Below are 16,292 nucleotides of genomic sequence, written 5' to 3'. Positions count from 1 at the left end.
AGATGGCTTTTTATTTTGCATTGCCCTTGAGCAGTGTACTTTATCAGTATGATAAAATGAAAGAATCAAAGACAAAGTGAGGTTTTACAACATATGCTGGATAAAGCCCAATCCCTTCTGGCGCATTATTTTGGCTACGACAGTCTTCGCGCGGGCCAAAAGCAGGCGATACAATCAGTTGCAGAGGAGAGAAAAAACACGGTCTGCATTATGCCGACGGGGGGCGGAAAATCAATCTGCTATCAGATTCCCGCACTGCTGTTTGAAGGAACCACAATCGTTATTTCCCCTCTTATTTCCTTAATGAAAGATCAAGTCGACGCGCTTGAAGAAGCGGGTATCGCGGCAGCTTATATTAACAGCACCCAGACAAGCCGTGACATTCATGAGCGCCTGACCGGTTTGAAACAAGGGGCTTACCGGCTCTTTTACATCACACCGGAGCGTTTGACTTCTTCTGAATTCATTCACATCCTGCAGAATATTACGGTTCCTCTTGTCGCCATTGACGAAGCTCACTGTATATCGCAATGGGGACATGATTTCAGGCCGAGTTACCGGAATATCGAAATCCTTTTTAATGAATTAAAAGAACCGCCCGTCATCATCGCATTAACGGCGACGGCTACGCCTGAGGTTCATGATGACATCTGCAAGCAGCTTCATATTAAGAAAGAACAAACTGTATATACCGGTTTTGCCAGAGAGAATTTAACGTTTAAAGTAGTAAAGGGCGAAAACAAAGACCGGTTTATCGAGCGGTATCTGGAAAAAAATAAACACGAAGCCGGCATTATATATACAGCGACAAGAAAAGAAACCGACCGTTTATATGAGAAAATAAAACGCAGCGGCATCAATGCCGGCCGTTATCACGGCGGATTGGCGGATGATGACAGAAAAGATCAGCAGGAGCGGTTTCTTAACGATCAGATACAAGTGATGGTAGCTACGTCCGCTTTCGGAATGGGAATCGATAAGAGCAACATCAGATTCGTTTTACACGCGCAGATTCCGAAAGATATGGAGAGCTATTACCAGGAAGCCGGACGGGCCGGGCGCGATGGTCTTAACAGCGAGTGTGTGCTCTTGTTTTCGCCGCAGGATATTATGGTGCAGCGTTTTTTAATAGACCAATCGGCCGCCGGAGAAGAAAAACAAAAGCAGGATCTCAAAAAACTGAGACAGATGGTGGATTACTGTCATACGGAAGATTGCCTGCAGCGGTTTATTCTGAAGTATTTCGGCGAGAATGAGGCGGCAGCTTGCGGAGCATGCGGCAATTGCACTGATACAAGGACCGCCCATGACGTCACAAAAGAAGCGCAGATGGTATTGTCATGCATTATCAGAATGAATGAGCGCTTCGGAAAAACGATGGTGGCGCAGGTGCTTAGCGGGTCAAAAAATAAAAAAGTGCTGGAAAACGGCTTCAGCAGCCTGTCCACTTACGGCATTATGAAGCATCAATCCGCAGCGGAAATCAGTGATTTTATCGAATTCCTTATTTCAGATGAATATATCAAAATGGCGGACGGCACATTTCCGACGCTTATGGTCACCCAAAAAGGCAGGGACGTTCTGCTTGGAAAAAGCGCAGTCGCGAGAAAAGAAGCCTTACAGGCCGCCGCCGTTACCGAAAATGATGAATTATTTGAGCTTCTCCGGCGTCTCCGCAAAGAGATTGCAGCTGAACAGGGTGTGCCTCCATTTGTCGTGTTCTCAGATCAGACGTTAAAAGAAATGTCGGCGAAACTTCCGAAAACGGATCAGGATCTTCTTTCCGTAAAAGGGGTCGGGGAACAAAAAAGATTGAAATACGGAGCGGTTTTTTTAGAAGAAATCCGAAATTATGTAAGAGAAACAGAGTGAAAAAAAGTTTTTTTAGAAATTTGCACATTGTGTTTTTCATTGGCGCCGGAAAAATCAGAGGCTTGAAAACCCTTGCTGTATCAAGGTTTCAGCAAGACTTACCAAGCGAGAGAAATGTTTCATGTAAAGGAACTGTAATCTAATTCAAATCGTTTTGTTATTGAACTGACATTTTCATATGTTACGATATCACCTGTTAGCCGCCAATAAAAAGCTAACAAGGGAGGATTTACTTATGAAGAAGACGATTATGTCCTTTGTCGCAGTTGCAGCAATTTCAACAACTGCATTTGGAGCTCACGCTTCTGCTAAAGAAATCACGGTGCAAAAGGGTGACACGCTCTGGGGGATCTCGCAAAAAAACGGAGTGAACCTAAAGGACTTAAAAGAATGGAATCAGTTATCTTCTGATTTAATCATTGAAGGAGAGAAACTGACTATTTCTTCAGTAGAAACAACCACATCTGGGCAGTACACAGTGAAGCAGGGCGACAGCCTCTGGAAAATTGCTCAGAAATTCGGAACATCAGTCGGCAATCTGAAAAGCTTGAATAACTTGCAATCAGATATAATTTACGCAGGCACAACGTTAAATGTGAAAGGTCAGGCTCAGGCTGCACAGCCGGCTCAAGAAGCCAGCCAGCCGCAAACTGAACAAAAACCAGCTGCCGAGACAGAACAGCCGAAACAAGAAGCTGTCAAAAACGAGCAGCCTAAACAAGAACCTGTTCAAGAACAACAACCTAAACAAGAAGCGAAGGCTGTCGAAGCAAAACAGCAGCCTGTTCAATCAAATACAAACCAACAAGAGCCTAAAAAGCAGCTGACAATGACTGCAACTGCTTACTCTGCTAACGACGGCGGCATTTCCGGTGTAACGGCAACCGGTGTTGACTTAAACAAAAACCCTGATGCAAAAGTCATCGCGGTAGACCCTAGTGTCATTCCGCTTGGCTCTAAGGTTTATGTTGAAGGTTACGGAGTGGCAACAGCAGCAGATACAGGCGGCGCAATTAAAGGAAATAAAATTGACGTATTTGTTGCAAAGAAAAGTGACGCTAACAACTGGGGCGTCAGAACAGTAAATGTTAAAGTATTAGACTAGTTTCATATAGAGATGAAGAACACAAGGCGAAATGCTTTGTGTTCTTTTTTTCTTCCCTTTTTTGACTGTATATAATCGTTATATGCGGAAAAAGAAAAAGCGTTTCTCTAATATAATAAGGAATGGATGTGAAAACGGAATCTGAAGGGGTGTATGAAACTGATGGAGCCGGAATTTATATGTTTATGGAATGCCTTCACAGAATCACCGGTGTTTCAAGCAGGTATATGCACCGCTTTCGCCATTGTGCTCGTTATCGGACTGTCTATGCCTGCTGTCAGGCTGTTTCAGGCGCTTGACAGAGGGAGAGGAAGGCCAGCCGTTATTGAAAAGGTGAGACGTACTGGCGTGATGAAGAATGGCAGGCACGAGCTTGTGCTTATTTTAAACGTAAAAAACCAAGACGGAACGCATGATAAACGTGAACTGACACACGCCGTATATAATGAAGAGATCAGCCGTTTTTATGAAGGAGCTTCCGTATGGGTGACGGCAGCGGCTGGCGGACGAATGATGATCGCTCCGCGCACGCCGCGGCATAAGGCGTCAAAATAAAAAGACGGGGCGGTTTTCCCGTCTTTATGTATTAATGCCGATCGATCCATATCCGTCCGCCTTCTGAGCCGGCTTCTATCCTGCATGTTCCTCCGATCGGGAATGTCATCAAAGGGGAGGTATGGCCGAAATCAGCATTTGCGATAACAGGCATGGATGACAGTTCTTCTTTTGTACGGATGACGGCACAGAGAGCCTCCTCAGACACATTTGAAGCATGCTGGAAACGTCCGATGACAATTCCCTTCACGGCTGAAAAAGCGGGAAGATGGATGAGTGACTGCAAATCCCGGTCAAACATATGAATGTCCGACATATGATCATCTTCTATAAACAGAATCACTTGTTCCATCTCCGGAAAGTATTCGGTGCCCTGCAGAAGATTCAGTGTGCATAGATTTCCTCCGATCAGTGTTCCTTCCGCATATCCGGGTTGAATAACGAGCGGTCCCGGATTCCGATAAAAACGTCTGTCCTCCTGGTTCAAATACCATTTATCATCACTCCACTCGGATGAAGGCTTTACCTCATACGGGTTGTCAGAAGCACAGCAGGCCAAGAAAGAGTTAATTGTATAGTCCAGCCCTTTTTTCATGGCAAATGAAGAAAAATGGGGACCGGAATATGTAATAAGGCCGGTTTTTTGATATATGGCATGGCCGAGAGCGGTAATATCTGAATAGCCGCAAAGGATTTTCGGATGCCGCTTGATGTTTTCATAATCAAGATAGCGGAGCAGCTGATTTGATTGGAACCCGCCGAGTGTCGTCAAAATCGCTTTGATGTCAGGATCAGCGAAAGCCTCGTGCAGATCCCGTACACGCGATTCAATGGATGATGAATCAAATTCATTTATTTCTTTCGCATTCTCTGAAAAAGAGACACAAAAGCCCAGCTCCTCCAATTTTGTCTTCGCGGCATTTATATTTTCATCTGACATAACGGACATGCTTGTGGCCGGAGACACAATACGAATGCCGTCACCTTTTTTCAATTTTTCCGGATACAAAAAAAACCCTCCTTATATGGTTTAATCTATTACACCATATAAAAGAGGGTTTCTCTATTATCTTTTTACAGGTCGACCCATTTAATGCCGCCTGATTGCGTATCATTGTCAATCCAGACATCAAAGTGATGCTTTTCATAAAAATGAATGAGTCTGTCGACATGATCCCAATCACGCTTAGCGATGTCGCCCGTCACTTTCGGGATATTCTGCTCTCTGGCGATATGTTTTAAAAATTTCATGCAGATCGAGCCGTAGCCGTGGTTCGGCGGGCCTTTAATGTCCCCGATATGAATGGCATTGTCATAATAAGAGGCGATCAGTGAAAAACAGCCTCTTCCCCGGTAGGCTGACTCACAGTCAGTCAGCATAATCTTACATGTTTGGCCATCATCAATCGAGGAAACAATGATCCAATCGTCATTGTTCGATTGATCAATACCAAGCACTCGCGCGTCTTTTGATACATCTATCAGATTTTCCCGCATTCTGAAAATCTGAAATTCAAGTTTATGAAGCTCTTTTTCCAGCTCTTTCTGATCTCTTTTTTCTGCAGTAAACAAGATCATACTCCTTTCACAGCGTAAAAGTCTTAGTCAAACACAAGTATCCATTGTAGTAAATGATGTCTTGGTTTGTAAATAGGTTTTGCAAAAACTTTTTTAGAAAAGTCTGCCGTTTATTTGTGGATTAACGTTTTTAAGGCGGTGCGGATAGGGAAAGGAACAGTGAGCAGCGGAAAAAGGAGGAATCTATAATGGCAATTGACTCACTCATCGGCAAATTGAAGTACGTAATGACGGAATCTCCTGATAAAATGCTTTCCTTATATGTAAATACGGATATGAGAAATCCGGATCAGCAGGGGGGAGAGTGGAAAATCGCCTTGAAAACCGGTTTTCGGAGATTAAAAGAGTATCTGTCTGTGAGTGATCCGGAAGAAGAAAAATCTCTCGTCCGCATCATGGAACGTGTCTATCAATATATCGATGGGCTTGGTAAAGAGATGCCGCGTAGTCTCGTGTTTTTTGCATCGGGAGAAGGCGGTATCTGGGAGACGATTGAATTGCAGGTGCCTGTCGAAACACGATTTTATTGGGAAGAAACGGCTGTCCTTGATCAATTAGAACTTCTCCGTGAACAATTTCCGAGCACGGCTTTTATTCTCACCCAGCAGAATGAAGTGAAGATCATAGAAACCGTACTCGGAAAAATTGAAGGGGTGGAGCATTATCAATACGACGTCATCAATGAATCGTGGAAACCGCAGGATGTAAGCGGAAGCTCCGCATCGATGGACGAAGACGCCGCCAAAGCCCACGTCGAAGAAAACCAAAACAGGCTGTATAAACGATTGGCTTCGAACCTTGATCAGAAGGCCGCTTCACACCAATGGGAGCGTCTCGTAATCGCAGGGGACAAAGAAACAGCCGATATTCTCGATCAGCACATGAATAAACCGATTGATCGGATCATTCCAAAAAATCTGTTGAATGAAAACGAACATAAGGTGATAGAAGAACTGTTGAAGGAAGCATAATATGACGAAAGGCCGGGTCTCAAACACCCGGTCTTTTTAGGCCTTAAGTTTGTCTAATTTCTGACGAAGCGGGCGAAACCGTTGACATCAAAGCTGAATTCTCATACCATTTGGATAGTCAGTAAAATTGAGAGAGGTCATAAGATGAATCAGACAGAAAACAAACCTAAAAGTTATACCGGTATCGTGCTGACATTGACCGTTCTGATCAACGGGTTAATTGCGGTGCTGTTTTTTATGCCGAAGTCGGGACAGGTCAGCATTGCCAATATTCATATTCTGCCGATGCTAAATGCCATTTTTAACAGCTTTACTTTTATCTTTTTGCTGGCAGCGCTCTTTATGATTAAGCAAAAAAATATTCAAGCGCATAAACGCTTTATTTTGGCGGCGTTTACGACGACTCTGCTGTTTTTGATCTGCTATGTCGTGTACCACTCGATAGCTGAGAATACTTTATTCGGCGGCCACGGCATCATGCGCGGGATTTACTTCTTTATTTTAATTACGCACATCTGTCTTTCCGCCGTTATCGTGCCGCTTGCGCTGTTTACGCTGATCAGAGGATTCAGCATGCAAGTGGAACGCCACAAAAAAATCGCGAGATGGACGATGCCGCTCTGGCTGTATGTCAGTCTGACGGGTGTCATTGTATACTTAATGATCTCACCGTATTATTAAAAAAAGCCGTGCTCTGCGCGGCTTTTTTTCTGTTGATTGAAAAAAGGCGCCTCATACAGGGCGCCTTTTACTCTTCAAGCGTTTCAAGTGTTGTTACATTTAAGGATTGTTCAACGGTTTTTGTTTTTGCTTTTACTTTTTCTGCGTACGTGTAATCACCATAGCAGTAGGGATAACGGAAATTGTCTTTGTTCCCTCCGCAAGTGTAAAGTTTCGGATTCTTTTTGACCTGCTGCTCGGAGTATTGTTTTGCCAGTTCCTCAGTATGTGATCCTCCATGTTCAGCCACAAAATCAATATAGCCGGCTCCCATGTTGTAGCTTTGTATAATCGTATCCAAGTCTACGCCTTTTTTCTTGCCTGTTTGGTACATGAGAGTGAATTGTTTGATTCCCTGTTTGATACTGGTTTGAGGGTTTTTAATCTCATTTCGCTTTAAACCCAGAGATTCTGAAGACTGCATGGGATCATTTCCTCTTCCTTTTGACTCCTGATATATCATGCCGAGTACAAGCGATGTATATTTGGTGAGTCCTTTTTCATCCAGCTCGTCTTCAACAAGCGGTTTGTAATCTGTCAGCCGTTCAAGCACGATCGGCTTGACATCAAACGGAAGACTTTTGAGCCATTCATTATTTGAAAATAACAGAATGAGGAAGAAGGAAACCATGACAAAAACACATATCATCATAAGACCCGCGGCAGCGAAACAGCCTTTTTTCTTTTTCTCCACTGTGTTTCACCCTCAATTTCAGGAGCATTATGACTTTTTCATTATGACACAGATGAATGCGCGAAACCAAGCGGAAACCGTATTTGAAACATAAATTTAAAATAACGGTTCTTTTGTCAGGCGCAGGATGTATCTGCATCAATTGACATTTGGTATAATTGGGCTACTTGAGAAAAGAAGGGTGAGGTATATGACTGAATTTCACGAATCCGGAAACACAAATGACCCCGCTGTCGATTTAGATGAGGAAACTTTATTTTTGGTTGCCCAGACTTTTAAGGCGCTGTCTGATCCGACCAGAATCAGAATTCTCCACTTGCTGTCACAGGGTGAGCACGCGGTAAATGATATCGCAGAAAAGCTGAATTTGCTGCAGTCTACTGTTTCTCATCAGCTGCGTTTTCTTAAAAATCTGCGCCTCGTCAAATCACGCAGAGAAGGAACATCTATCTATTATTCTCCTGAGGATGAACATGTGTTAGATGTTCTTCAGCAAATGATTCACCATACGCGGCACGATTAAAAACATCCCTGCTTTTGAGACAGGGATGTCAGCCGTACTGACTGTTATTGGTTTGGTCTCTGCTCGTTTTTAAAACATAAAAAGAGAAGCCGCTGTAATACACTGCGATGAAATAAAAGATACTGATGGTCAGCGGATCGGCCCCGACCGTTTGGCTGTATGCTTCCGGATGGGTAAAGTCCGCTGTGACCCGGTAAATTTCAATAACGCGATAAACAAATCTCGATAGGAATAACGTTAATAGAATAAGTTCAATCCACAGGTGAGTGCGAAAATACATTTTTCCGCGGCGTTCTTCAAAAGAAATGTTCCGTTTAGCAAACAGGACCAGAAGCCAGCCGCAAAAAGTGCCGAATATAAGATGGCCGTATAAAGCCGGGTGTGTGATGCTGAAAAACGCCAGAGCTGCGGCCAGCAATGAAAACAAAATCATTCTTGTATAAAGCCAGCGGGGTTTCAAAGGCTGAAAGCCGACGGACCGTTTCACCTTTTTATACAGAAAAAAGGCAATCATTAAGACAGGGCAGATGCTTTGAAGTGTGATATGCATGGTGTGGAACTCCCCCTCCGTTGAGTAGTGTATGCTTATCCGGCTGGTTTTAGTAGTCTGATTTATTCGCAGGCTGAAAGCATCTTTTATCACATTATGCACGTTTCTTTTTTTGGCATAAGAGAATCGCCCGCGCCTTTTTCAGGATTTAAACATAAAACTCTTGAAAAACTAATGGTGTTAGTTATAATAAAACTAATGATATTAGTTTTAGGGGGATGTTGATGAGAATCTTACAATACGGAAGTGTTTGGCAGCTGACTTTTTTTCCAGCGCTTTTCCCGGTGAATTGTTATTTGGTTGAAGAAGAAGAAGGAGTAACCCTGATTGACGCCGGACTGCCTAACAGTCATAAAGGAATCAAACAAGCATTGCGGCAGCTTGGGAAGCCGCTGAATGACATATTACTCACCCACGCGCACGGGGATCACATCGGTTCGCTTGACTCATTAGCTGCGGAATTTCCGGATGCTTCCGTCTGTATTTCTGAGCGGGATTCTTTCTTGCTGAAAGGTGACACTTCATTATTTGAGCATGAAGCACAAACGCCGATAAAGGGGGGAGTGCCGAAAAATGTTCAGACCGAACCTGATCGCCTGCTGAAAGGCGGCGAGCGGATCGGATCTTTACTTGTCATTCCCGCTCCCGGTCATACGCCGGGAAGCCTCGCTTTTAAAGATATGAGAAATGATATGCTGATCGTCGGAGATGCCTTTCAAGTACGGGGCGGCCTTGCTGTTTCAGGGAAGCTGAAATGGAAATTTCCGTTTCCGGCTTTTGCTACGTGGAATAAAGAAGAAGCTGTAAAAACAGCAAGAACGCTTATCGCTCATCAACCAAGCAATCTGGCCGCCGGACATGGAAATGTTCTCTGCAATCCCGTTGAAATGATGGCTGAGGCTGCTGAGGAAGCCGAACGAAGCCTGCCGGGAGGCCGATCATAATGTCACCGAGAGTCGGAATGAGCCTTGACATGATATTGAGAGCCGCAGCAGGCATCGCTGACGAAAAAGGGCTGAACGAAGTGACGCTTGCGGCTGTTGCAAAGTCCTTAAACGTAAAACCGCCTTCCCTTTACAATTTTGTCAATGGCCTTCAAGGAATTAAAACAGAGCTGGCTGTCTCCGGTTTAACTATGTTATATGAAAGAATGGCGGCCTCTGCAGAAGGACTGACGGGCGAAACGGCTTTGCTCAGTCTTGCCGATGCCTATATCAATTTCGCCGAAGCCAATCCCGGGTTATATGACGCAACATTTCAAAAGATAAAAGACGGCCGGATTGAGAATCTGTCAAGCCTGCTTGTAGAGCTTGTTGTCAGGCAGCTGACAGCTAACGGTTATGCACAGTCTGACACTGCGATTCATGCTGCGAGAGGACTGAGGAGCCTTCTTCACGGATTTGCCGTGTTGAGAAAACAGAGTGCATTTGAATTAACCGAATCAATTAAGGAAAGCCGGAAGTTTGCAGTTGTTGCTTTTCTAAGAGGTTTGCAGAAGAGGGGACAATAATATTATTATGTAAACTAAATAAAAAGACGCATCCTGTAAAAAGGAGGGACAAATGGATTCATTACAACATATCATTTGTGAGCGGCGCACCTATTCACATATTTTTGATTCTCATGCACACACATACTGCCAAATGCTCTTTCCGCTCGAAGGACAGCTAGACCTGGAGACAGAAAGACGTAAAATCAGATTAAAACCTGATCAAATGCTGTATATTCCGCCCGGGCATGAACATCGGTTCCGTTCTTTGGAGCGAAATGAATGTCTCGTTCTCGACATACCGGCATATTTTTTCAAAGGTTCCTTTGACCCCGGCGTTCTGAATAAGCTTGATCCTTTTTGGACATCGATTCGGTTTCTGCTGACAGAAGAGACAAAGCAGCAGTCGGCTCATTCATTGAGTCTGCTTGCAGAATATATTGCTGAAAAGATACAAGAAAACCGTACGAATAATTCAATTGCGTATATCCGCCGAAATCTATCAAAGACTTTTACAATTAAAGAGCTTGCCGCAATGGAACATTACCACCCGGCGTATTATTCCGACTGGTTTAAAAAGCAGACGGGGAAAAGCCCGCAAGCTTATATTGCTGAGCTCCGTATGAAGAAAGCGGAACAAATGCTTATTGAAACAAAATGCCGGCTGACAGACATCAGCCAGGAGGTCGGCTTTCAAAATTTGTCTTCCTTTACCAGATGGTTTGTCAGACATAAGGGAATAACGCCGCGCGTCTTCCGAAACACCTTTCAATCTGATAAATAATTCTGAAAATCGGTTAAATAAACTGCTTCTTTTTTTGGTATCATGATTGTAAAAAAGGAGTTTTTGATATGGCAGTCATCGAAGATTTTATTAAGCTTGATCTCAGAATAGGAACGGTCGTAAAAGCGGAAGTATTCCCGGAAGCAAAGGTGCCGGCCATTAAGATGACAATAGATTTCGGCGAAGAGATCGGCATAAAACAATCAATTCCCAGATTACAATACGGTACGAACCGGGTGATCTGACGGGCAGACAGGTTACCGCTATTGTCAACTTTCCGCCGCGGCGGATCGCCGGATTTAAGTCAGAAGTTCTCGTTCTCGGCGGCATCCCGGAAAAAGGAGACGTTGTCCTGCTTACGCCAGAGCAGACAGTACCGAACGGAACGAAAATCGGATAATAAAAAAAGACGTTTGCAGAAGCAAACGTCTTTTGCGTATTGAGGCGATACACCACACGCCACATTCGTGTGTGCCGCAAGGGCATGTGCATCGACTTACACAATTCAGCTCATCGCTATATCAATATAGCATGGCGGGTGCGGAAATGCAAGAGATTTTTTAATATATGTTATATCTGGCTTTGTTTTGCCGATCCCCGATCTTTCGTGTAAGGTTTTGTTTGAAATTTTATGATCTTGAATAGCAGTTCGACAAATGCAAAGAAAATCCCGGATGGAACGAGAAAGCCGTTTACTGGTCAAGAAATAAACCTTCCTTGGTTAAATAAAGAAAAGTATGGTGCTGTTGAAATAGACGGCAAAGTAAAAGTTAAAGGACAAATTAGAGATGTAAGCCGTAGAGTCTATACCTTAAAGGACATTGATATTAATCAAAAAACTTCAAAAGGAAAAACCAACCTGGAATTAATGAAAGATGGTAAGTCTCCTTATGCTAAAGACGGAACACAGATTAACTTACATCACCTCATACAAGAAGAAAGTGGACCGTTGCTTGAGATACCTAATAGTTTACATACACAGTATAGCGACGTAATACATGGCCTTAAAGGTAATGGAGAAAGCTTCAGGAATGATGTTTACCTGGAGAAACAGTACAATAACTTTAAGACAAGGTATTGGAAGTGGAGAGCAAAACAATATGAGAAAGAATAAGGGGTTATAAACCATGGATTTTTATTTGAAAGTAAGAGAATTCATAGCTGATAATGCAAAAGAAAAAGATTTTACGGGTGGGATTGGAGAAGATAAAATTTTAAAAATTGAGCAAGATCTTCAAGTCACGCTGCCAGATAGCTACAAATGGTTTCTTAGAAACTATGGTTCTGGCGGGGTTTATGGAATCGATTTATTAGGCTATGATTTTGGCGGTGCTTCAGTTGTAGAAACAACCAGGGAATATCATGAATATAGGGGATTGCCAAGTGGCTTAGTAGTCATAGAACATGTTGATTTTTTTGGGTATTGTTTAGATACCAATAAAATCAACAGTGAAGGAGAATGTCCAGTTGTTATTTGGAGTGAATTCGGTGGCTATAAAGAACTTAATTCTGCCCATTTTATAAAATTCTTTTATGAAAGACTTCATGAGATGAAAGAAAACTGGGAAGAAGATGAAGACTGGGACGATTAATAAAAGAAAGCTCTCTATTAGAGAGCTTTTTTCAGATTTTCAATTTTTAACAGGCTTTATAATGAGCAAACAGGCATTACTCAAAATACTCGCCGCGCCTATCCAAAGCAGCCATTGTGTTGCGGTCAGCCATGAGGCAGTTAGGATAAAGAGTCCAATGGCAATTGATATATAATTGCCGGCTCGGTCCAATTTACGTTTGCAATGAATTTTATATTTGGCATGAAAAATAAATTGATCAATTTTATCTTTCAGCTCATAGCATTTTTCCTTCATCTTATCCTCTGTTTCTTTTACTTTTCGATAAAGCATATTATTCATCGTCTGCACTCCCATATCGCCGTTTTAAAAATTCAGCCATGATTTTTTCTTCATAGTCATCTGAGGTGAATTGTGCCTGATCTTCAACTTTCAAATGTGCTTTTTCTTCAAAACCATCCTGTTCTTCACCATCAAAACGATAAAGTTTTTGCAATAGCCTCCAGAATGTTTCAATTTCATCAGTTGTGAAGTCATGAAACATATCCGCTAAAAAATAGGTGGATTTTTCTGAACAGGAAATTAACGCTTTTTTTCCTTCAGGGGTAATCTCAATATTGATTGCACGTTTATCCAGTTTGCTTGGCACAGTGTGAACATATCCTTTTTTCGCGAGGCTTGAAATTAATTTGTTAGCGGTTTGTTTTGTTGTGCCCAGCTTTTTAGCGATATTCATAAGTGTGGTATCTTCTGTCGGTAAATGGGCAATAGCAATAAGAGTCATGTGCTGTCGGGAAGTCAGCATTTCTAAGTATTCGTCCCCCCGAGCCTGCACTTTATTGACAACCGAAAATAATGATGCGTAACTTTGCTGCATAACATGCAGTTCCTTCATTAGTAAATTAATATCCATAAGTTATCTCCTATCTAAATCGTCATCATGTTGACAATTATAATATACATCGAAATGGAAAATAAGTCAACATGGTGACTAATAGCAGCGGGTGCGGCTGTTTTCAAAAATGTCACAGGCAGTCGGAGTGTTTACAGAAGGGGAAATAAGTATAATAAATGCGAAAAGGGCGTTAATCTAAAGTGGGAAGGTGTTTGACATGCAGAAAGTGAACTGGTCAGAACAGTATGAATGGTTCAATAAACAAGATGAAAAAGACGGGCGTTTAATGGCGCTCCTTCGTCATGAGCTTACATATGAGGAAGTCATACGGTTATATATGAAAGGGTTTTATTTGCAATCAAAAGAAGGGGATGTTTCGTTACGTAAGAACGATATCTGTCGTATGTTTGGGGTTGAAGAGAGGCAGGGCGGCAAATCTTAATGAACGGGAAGAGAAAAGCTCTTCCCGCTTTTCATGGCAGCTGTTATTCTTTTTCCAGCATGGAAGTCAGCTATTCTCTTAATGTATTCTTCTGCACATACCGCTTTCCGTTTCTCGTGATATGCGGAATGTCAGAGGTGCAGGCATGATTTGTTTCGCTTCTTCCTTGGTTACTCCTAAATAATAACCAATATAATAGTGTGAATCTTTTTCTTTAATGTGAATGTGGTCAGTGTGTTCATGAGGATCAGGTGAGTTAAAGTTTTCATTCCGTCTCCGATGAAATATCCGGCTAAAGCGATTCCAATGCCGGTAATATATCCAAACCTCCAATAAACGTTATCATTTTTTATATGGTGAAGCCGGCCGAAAGGATTCAGCCTTCATCAAAACCGCCCGGCGTTTATTGCGGACGGTTTTGATTGCTGAGCTTTTCCACCTGCACCTTTCCGGAGAAGAAAACAGCGCCTCCGCCCATATCCGCCAGCCGATCGGGCGTGAGCGAATTGACGAGCTGTTTTTTATCATCCATATCGGCCCAAAGACCTTGGCTGACTGCAACGCCGGGAAGCACCTGTTCGCCGACCGAAGCTGTTAATTCACACTCGCCGCGGTGATTCCAAACTCTAACGGTTTCCCCGTCTTCTATGTTCCGGCGTACAGCATCCTCTGTATGAATAAAAAGCTTTGGCGCTTTTTCCAGTTTTACGTGTTTTTCATTATTCGAAAATGTCGAATTTAAAAAATTATGATTCGGGCCCGGGACAAATAAAAGCGGAAAATCGTCATCGCTCTCAAGAGGGATATGTGTCGGCAGCGCCGGATAACCGTCCTGTTTCATCTTTTCCGAATATAATTCAATTCTTCCGCTCGGTGTCTTGAGCTTTCCCGGAAAAAGCGGTTTTTTCCGTTTGGCTTTCATAAAGGAATGGCGTGAGAGCGCTTCGTAATCAATATCCTCGATATACGGATTGTCGGGAAAGTCCAGCGCCTGTCTGATCAATTCTTCATCGGAATCCTGAAGCTCCTGCTCGGTAAATCCCATTGCTCCGGCAAGCAAACGGAACACTTCCGTATTCGATTTGCTGTCCCCGTAGGGTTCGATCACCGGTTTTTGCAGCTGAATAAAATGATGCCAGTAAGACGTGTAAAAATCCGTGTTTTCAAAAGCGGATGCAGCAGGGAGCACGATATCCGCATATTTGGCAGTTTCCGTTAAAAACAGATCGTGAACGACTGTAAATAAATCCTCACGCAGCAGGCCTTTTCTGACTTTATTCGCTTCCGGCGCAACCACCGCGGGATTCGTACCGTAAATAAACAGGGAGCGCACGGGCGGTTTTGTTTCTAACAGAACGCTTCCGAGCCTGTTCATATTAAATGATCGTGGCTTTTTGCCGTAAAGCAGATCAGGCCGCTGGAGCGCTTGTCTGTTATAGTTTAATACCGCGCTGTTGTGCTTGATTGCGCCTCCTCCGGTGTTGAGCCACTGTCCTGTAACAGCCGGTAGACAGGCGACGGTGCGGACGATCATTCCGCCATTGTCATGGTGCTGAATGCCGTTTCCGATCCTGATAAGGGAAGGGGAGGTTTCCCCGTACATTCTCGCAAGGCGTCTGATATCGTCGGCTTTAACGCCTGTAATAGCAGAAACTGTTTCCGGATCATAGTGTTGAACATGCGCTTTTAATTCGTCACTGCCTTCGGTGTATTCTGTGAGAAATGCTTCATCGTGAAGGTTTTCGTCGAATAAGACATGCATGATACCGAGGGCGAGTGCGGCATCTGTGCCGGGGCAAATGGGAATAAACCAATCGGCAAGCCGGCCGGTTTGGTTCTTATGTACATCGATAACGACAATTTTAGCCCCTTTTTTCCGGGCTTTTTGGGCAATCATGACTTGGTGCATATTCGTGCTGACGGCATTGATCCCCCAAAAAATAAAGAGCTTTGCATGTATGGTCTCCTCCGGATCAGTACCCGCTCCTTCACCCATTGTATAGTTATAGCCTTCAGAACCGGCTTTGCTGCAAATCGTCCGTTCGAGATGACTCGCTCCGAGACGATGGAAAAAACGGCGGTCCATTCCCTCTGCCGCCAGTTTTCCCATATTGCCGTAAAAGCTGTACGGAAGAATGCTTTCCGCTCCTTCTTCGGCAATAAGCTCTTTCCAGCGCGCACTGATCGTATTGATCGCTTCCTCCCAGGAAATAGGCGTAAACGCGGCTTCACCTTTTTTACCGATCCGTTTTAACGGAACGGTTACGCGCTTCTCATCATAAATACGCTCAGCCATGTGTCTGACTTTGTTGCAAATATTCCCTGATGTGACCGGGTGATCGGGGTCTCCCTGAATGTTAACGATTTTTCCGTCTTTTTTTGTCACAAGCAAGCCGCATTGGTCGGGACAGTCTAGTGAGCATACCGACTTAAAGACCCCGTTCGGCTGTGTTGCAGCAGAATTCATAGCCCATTTCTCCTCTTTGTTTATATTGTAAGCATTATAACATTTCAAAATCGAACGTCAATTCAGAAAAAAAGTG

18 protein-coding genes and 3 pseudogenes are annotated in these 16,292 nt (G+C 43.4%); 13 read left to right on the top strand and 8 right to left on the bottom strand.

The window, feature by feature from the left end:
• The first annotated feature begins 93 nt into the window (after window positions 1-93).
• The 3 genes from recQ (at window position 94) to OTK50_RS05260 (ending at window position 3,532) form a co-directional block, all read left to right on the top strand.
• Window positions 94-1,872 (top strand): DNA helicase RecQ, encoded by a 1,779-nt coding sequence (gene recQ, locus OTK50_RS05270; RefSeq protein ID WP_130570902.1) that lies wholly within the window; start codon window positions 94-96, stop codon window positions 1,870-1,872.
• A 235-nt stretch (window positions 1,873-2,107) separates the two neighbouring features.
• Complete coding sequence (locus OTK50_RS05265; RefSeq protein WP_007407985.1) at window positions 2,108-2,977, top strand: 3D domain-containing protein; 870 nt, start codon at window positions 2,108-2,110, stop codon at window positions 2,975-2,977.
• Window positions 2,978-3,139: 162 nt separating this feature from the next.
• Complete coding sequence (locus OTK50_RS05260) at window positions 3,140-3,532, top strand: hypothetical protein (protein ID WP_053573311.1); 393 nt, start codon at window positions 3,140-3,142, stop codon at window positions 3,530-3,532.
• Window positions 3,533-3,563: 31 nt separating this feature from the next.
• On the opposite strand, the gene OTK50_RS05255 is transcribed toward OTK50_RS05260, so the two are convergent.
• Both OTK50_RS05255 and OTK50_RS05250 read right to left on the bottom strand, forming a co-directional pair.
• A complete protein-coding gene (locus OTK50_RS05255; RefSeq protein WP_038458418.1) occupies window positions 3,564-4,541 on the bottom strand; it encodes a S66 family peptidase in 978 nt (325 codons plus the stop codon).
• A 65-nt stretch (window positions 4,542-4,606) separates the two neighbouring features.
• Window positions 4,607-5,110 (bottom strand): hypothetical protein, encoded by a 504-nt coding sequence (locus OTK50_RS05250; protein ID WP_396021772.1) that lies wholly within the window; start codon window positions 5,108-5,110, stop codon window positions 4,607-4,609.
• 188 nt (window positions 5,111-5,298) lie between these two features.
• On the opposite strand from OTK50_RS05250, the gene OTK50_RS05245 reads away from it, so the two are divergent.
• Together OTK50_RS05245 and OTK50_RS05240 are read left to right on the top strand one after the other, a co-directional pair.
• A complete protein-coding gene (locus OTK50_RS05245; protein WP_031379041.1) occupies window positions 5,299-6,081 on the top strand; it encodes a VLRF1 family aeRF1-type release factor in 783 nt (260 codons plus the stop codon).
• A gap of 144 nt (window positions 6,082-6,225) precedes the next feature.
• Window positions 6,226-6,762 (top strand): DUF420 domain-containing protein, encoded by a 537-nt coding sequence (locus OTK50_RS05240; protein WP_038458409.1) that lies wholly within the window; start codon window positions 6,226-6,228, stop codon window positions 6,760-6,762.
• Window positions 6,763-6,829: 67 nt separating this feature from the next.
• On the opposite strand, the gene OTK50_RS05235 is transcribed toward OTK50_RS05240, so the two are convergent.
• Window positions 6,830-7,495, bottom strand: a complete 666-nt coding sequence (locus OTK50_RS05235) for a lysozyme family protein (protein WP_003153802.1) — start codon at window positions 7,493-7,495, stop codon at window positions 6,830-6,832.
• Window positions 7,496-7,685: 190 nt separating this feature from the next.
• Here OTK50_RS05235 and czrA point away from each other — a divergent pair, with 190 nt between their 5' ends.
• Complete coding sequence (czrA, locus tag OTK50_RS05230) at window positions 7,686-8,018, top strand: Zn(II)-responsive metalloregulatory transcriptional repressor CzrA (RefSeq protein ID WP_007407993.1); 333 nt, start codon at window positions 7,686-7,688, stop codon at window positions 8,016-8,018.
• A 28-nt stretch (window positions 8,019-8,046) separates the two neighbouring features.
• Here czrA and OTK50_RS05225 read toward each other — a convergent pair whose 3' ends face one another.
• On the bottom strand, window positions 8,047-8,568 hold the full coding sequence (locus OTK50_RS05225) for a hypothetical protein (RefSeq protein ID WP_007407994.1): 522 nt from the start codon (window positions 8,566-8,568) through the stop codon (window positions 8,047-8,049).
• 224 nt (window positions 8,569-8,792) lie between these two features.
• On the opposite strand from OTK50_RS05225, the gene OTK50_RS05220 reads away from it, so the two are divergent.
• From OTK50_RS05220 to OTK50_RS05195, 6 genes and pseudogenes are all read left to right on the top strand, one after another.
• On the top strand, window positions 8,793-9,512 hold the full coding sequence (locus tag OTK50_RS05220) for an MBL fold metallo-hydrolase (protein ID WP_224223584.1): 720 nt from the start codon (window positions 8,793-8,795) through the stop codon (window positions 9,510-9,512).
• Entirely contained in the window at window positions 9,512-10,078 is a 567-nt protein-coding gene (locus tag OTK50_RS05215) for a TetR/AcrR family transcriptional regulator (protein ID WP_224223583.1), read from the top strand. The genes OTK50_RS05220 and OTK50_RS05215 overlap by 1 nt, the downstream gene beginning before the upstream one ends.
• Window positions 10,079-10,130: 52 nt before the next feature.
• A complete protein-coding gene (locus tag OTK50_RS05210; protein ID WP_224223582.1) occupies window positions 10,131-10,841 on the top strand; it encodes an AraC family transcriptional regulator in 711 nt (236 codons plus the stop codon).
• Between the two features lie 68 nt (window positions 10,842-10,909).
• Window positions 10,910-11,241 (top strand): annotated as a pseudogene (csaA, locus tag OTK50_RS05205) (chaperone CsaA).
• A 240-nt stretch (window positions 11,242-11,481) separates the two neighbouring features.
• A pseudogene (locus tag OTK50_RS05200) lies at window positions 11,482-11,955 on the top strand (HNH/ENDO VII family nuclease); the annotation flags it as partial.
• A gap of 13 nt (window positions 11,956-11,968) precedes the next feature.
• Window positions 11,969-12,433, top strand: coding sequence for an SMI1/KNR4 family protein (locus OTK50_RS05195; RefSeq protein WP_029974608.1), 465 nt, complete (start codon window positions 11,969-11,971; stop codon window positions 12,431-12,433).
• A gap of 39 nt (window positions 12,434-12,472) precedes the next feature.
• Here OTK50_RS05195 and OTK50_RS05190 read toward each other — a convergent pair whose 3' ends face one another.
• Window positions 12,473-12,754 carry a hypothetical protein gene (locus OTK50_RS05190; RefSeq protein WP_224223581.1) on the bottom strand — a complete coding sequence of 94 codons (282 nt, stop codon included), beginning with the start codon at window positions 12,752-12,754 and terminating at the stop codon, window positions 12,473-12,475.
• Window positions 12,747-13,325 (bottom strand): MarR family winged helix-turn-helix transcriptional regulator, encoded by a 579-nt coding sequence (locus OTK50_RS05185; protein ID WP_174737557.1) that lies wholly within the window; start codon window positions 13,323-13,325, stop codon window positions 12,747-12,749. The genes OTK50_RS05190 and OTK50_RS05185 overlap by 8 nt, the downstream gene beginning before the upstream one ends.
• A 199-nt stretch (window positions 13,326-13,524) precedes the next feature.
• On the opposite strand from OTK50_RS05185, the gene OTK50_RS05180 reads away from it, so the two are divergent.
• A complete protein-coding gene (locus OTK50_RS05180; RefSeq protein ID WP_045207689.1) occupies window positions 13,525-13,749 on the top strand; it encodes a hypothetical protein in 225 nt (74 codons plus the stop codon).
• Between the two features lie 70 nt (window positions 13,750-13,819).
• Here OTK50_RS05180 and OTK50_RS05175 read toward each other — a convergent pair.
• A pseudogene (locus OTK50_RS05175) lies at window positions 13,820-14,018 on the bottom strand (hypothetical protein).
• A 134-nt stretch (window positions 14,019-14,152) separates the two neighbouring features.
• A complete protein-coding gene (locus OTK50_RS05170; protein WP_224223580.1) occupies window positions 14,153-16,216 on the bottom strand; it encodes a molybdopterin oxidoreductase family protein in 2,064 nt (687 codons plus the stop codon).
• Window positions 16,217-16,292: the final 76 nt, after the last annotated feature.

The organism is Bacillus sp. NEAU-CP5, from assembly GCF_026420705.1.
GTDB classification, from domain to species: Bacteria; Bacillota; Bacilli; order Bacillales; family Bacillaceae; genus Bacillus; species Bacillus velezensis.
Note: the sequence above shows the minus strand (reverse complement) of the source record. Positions and strands in the feature narration are given on the sequence as shown.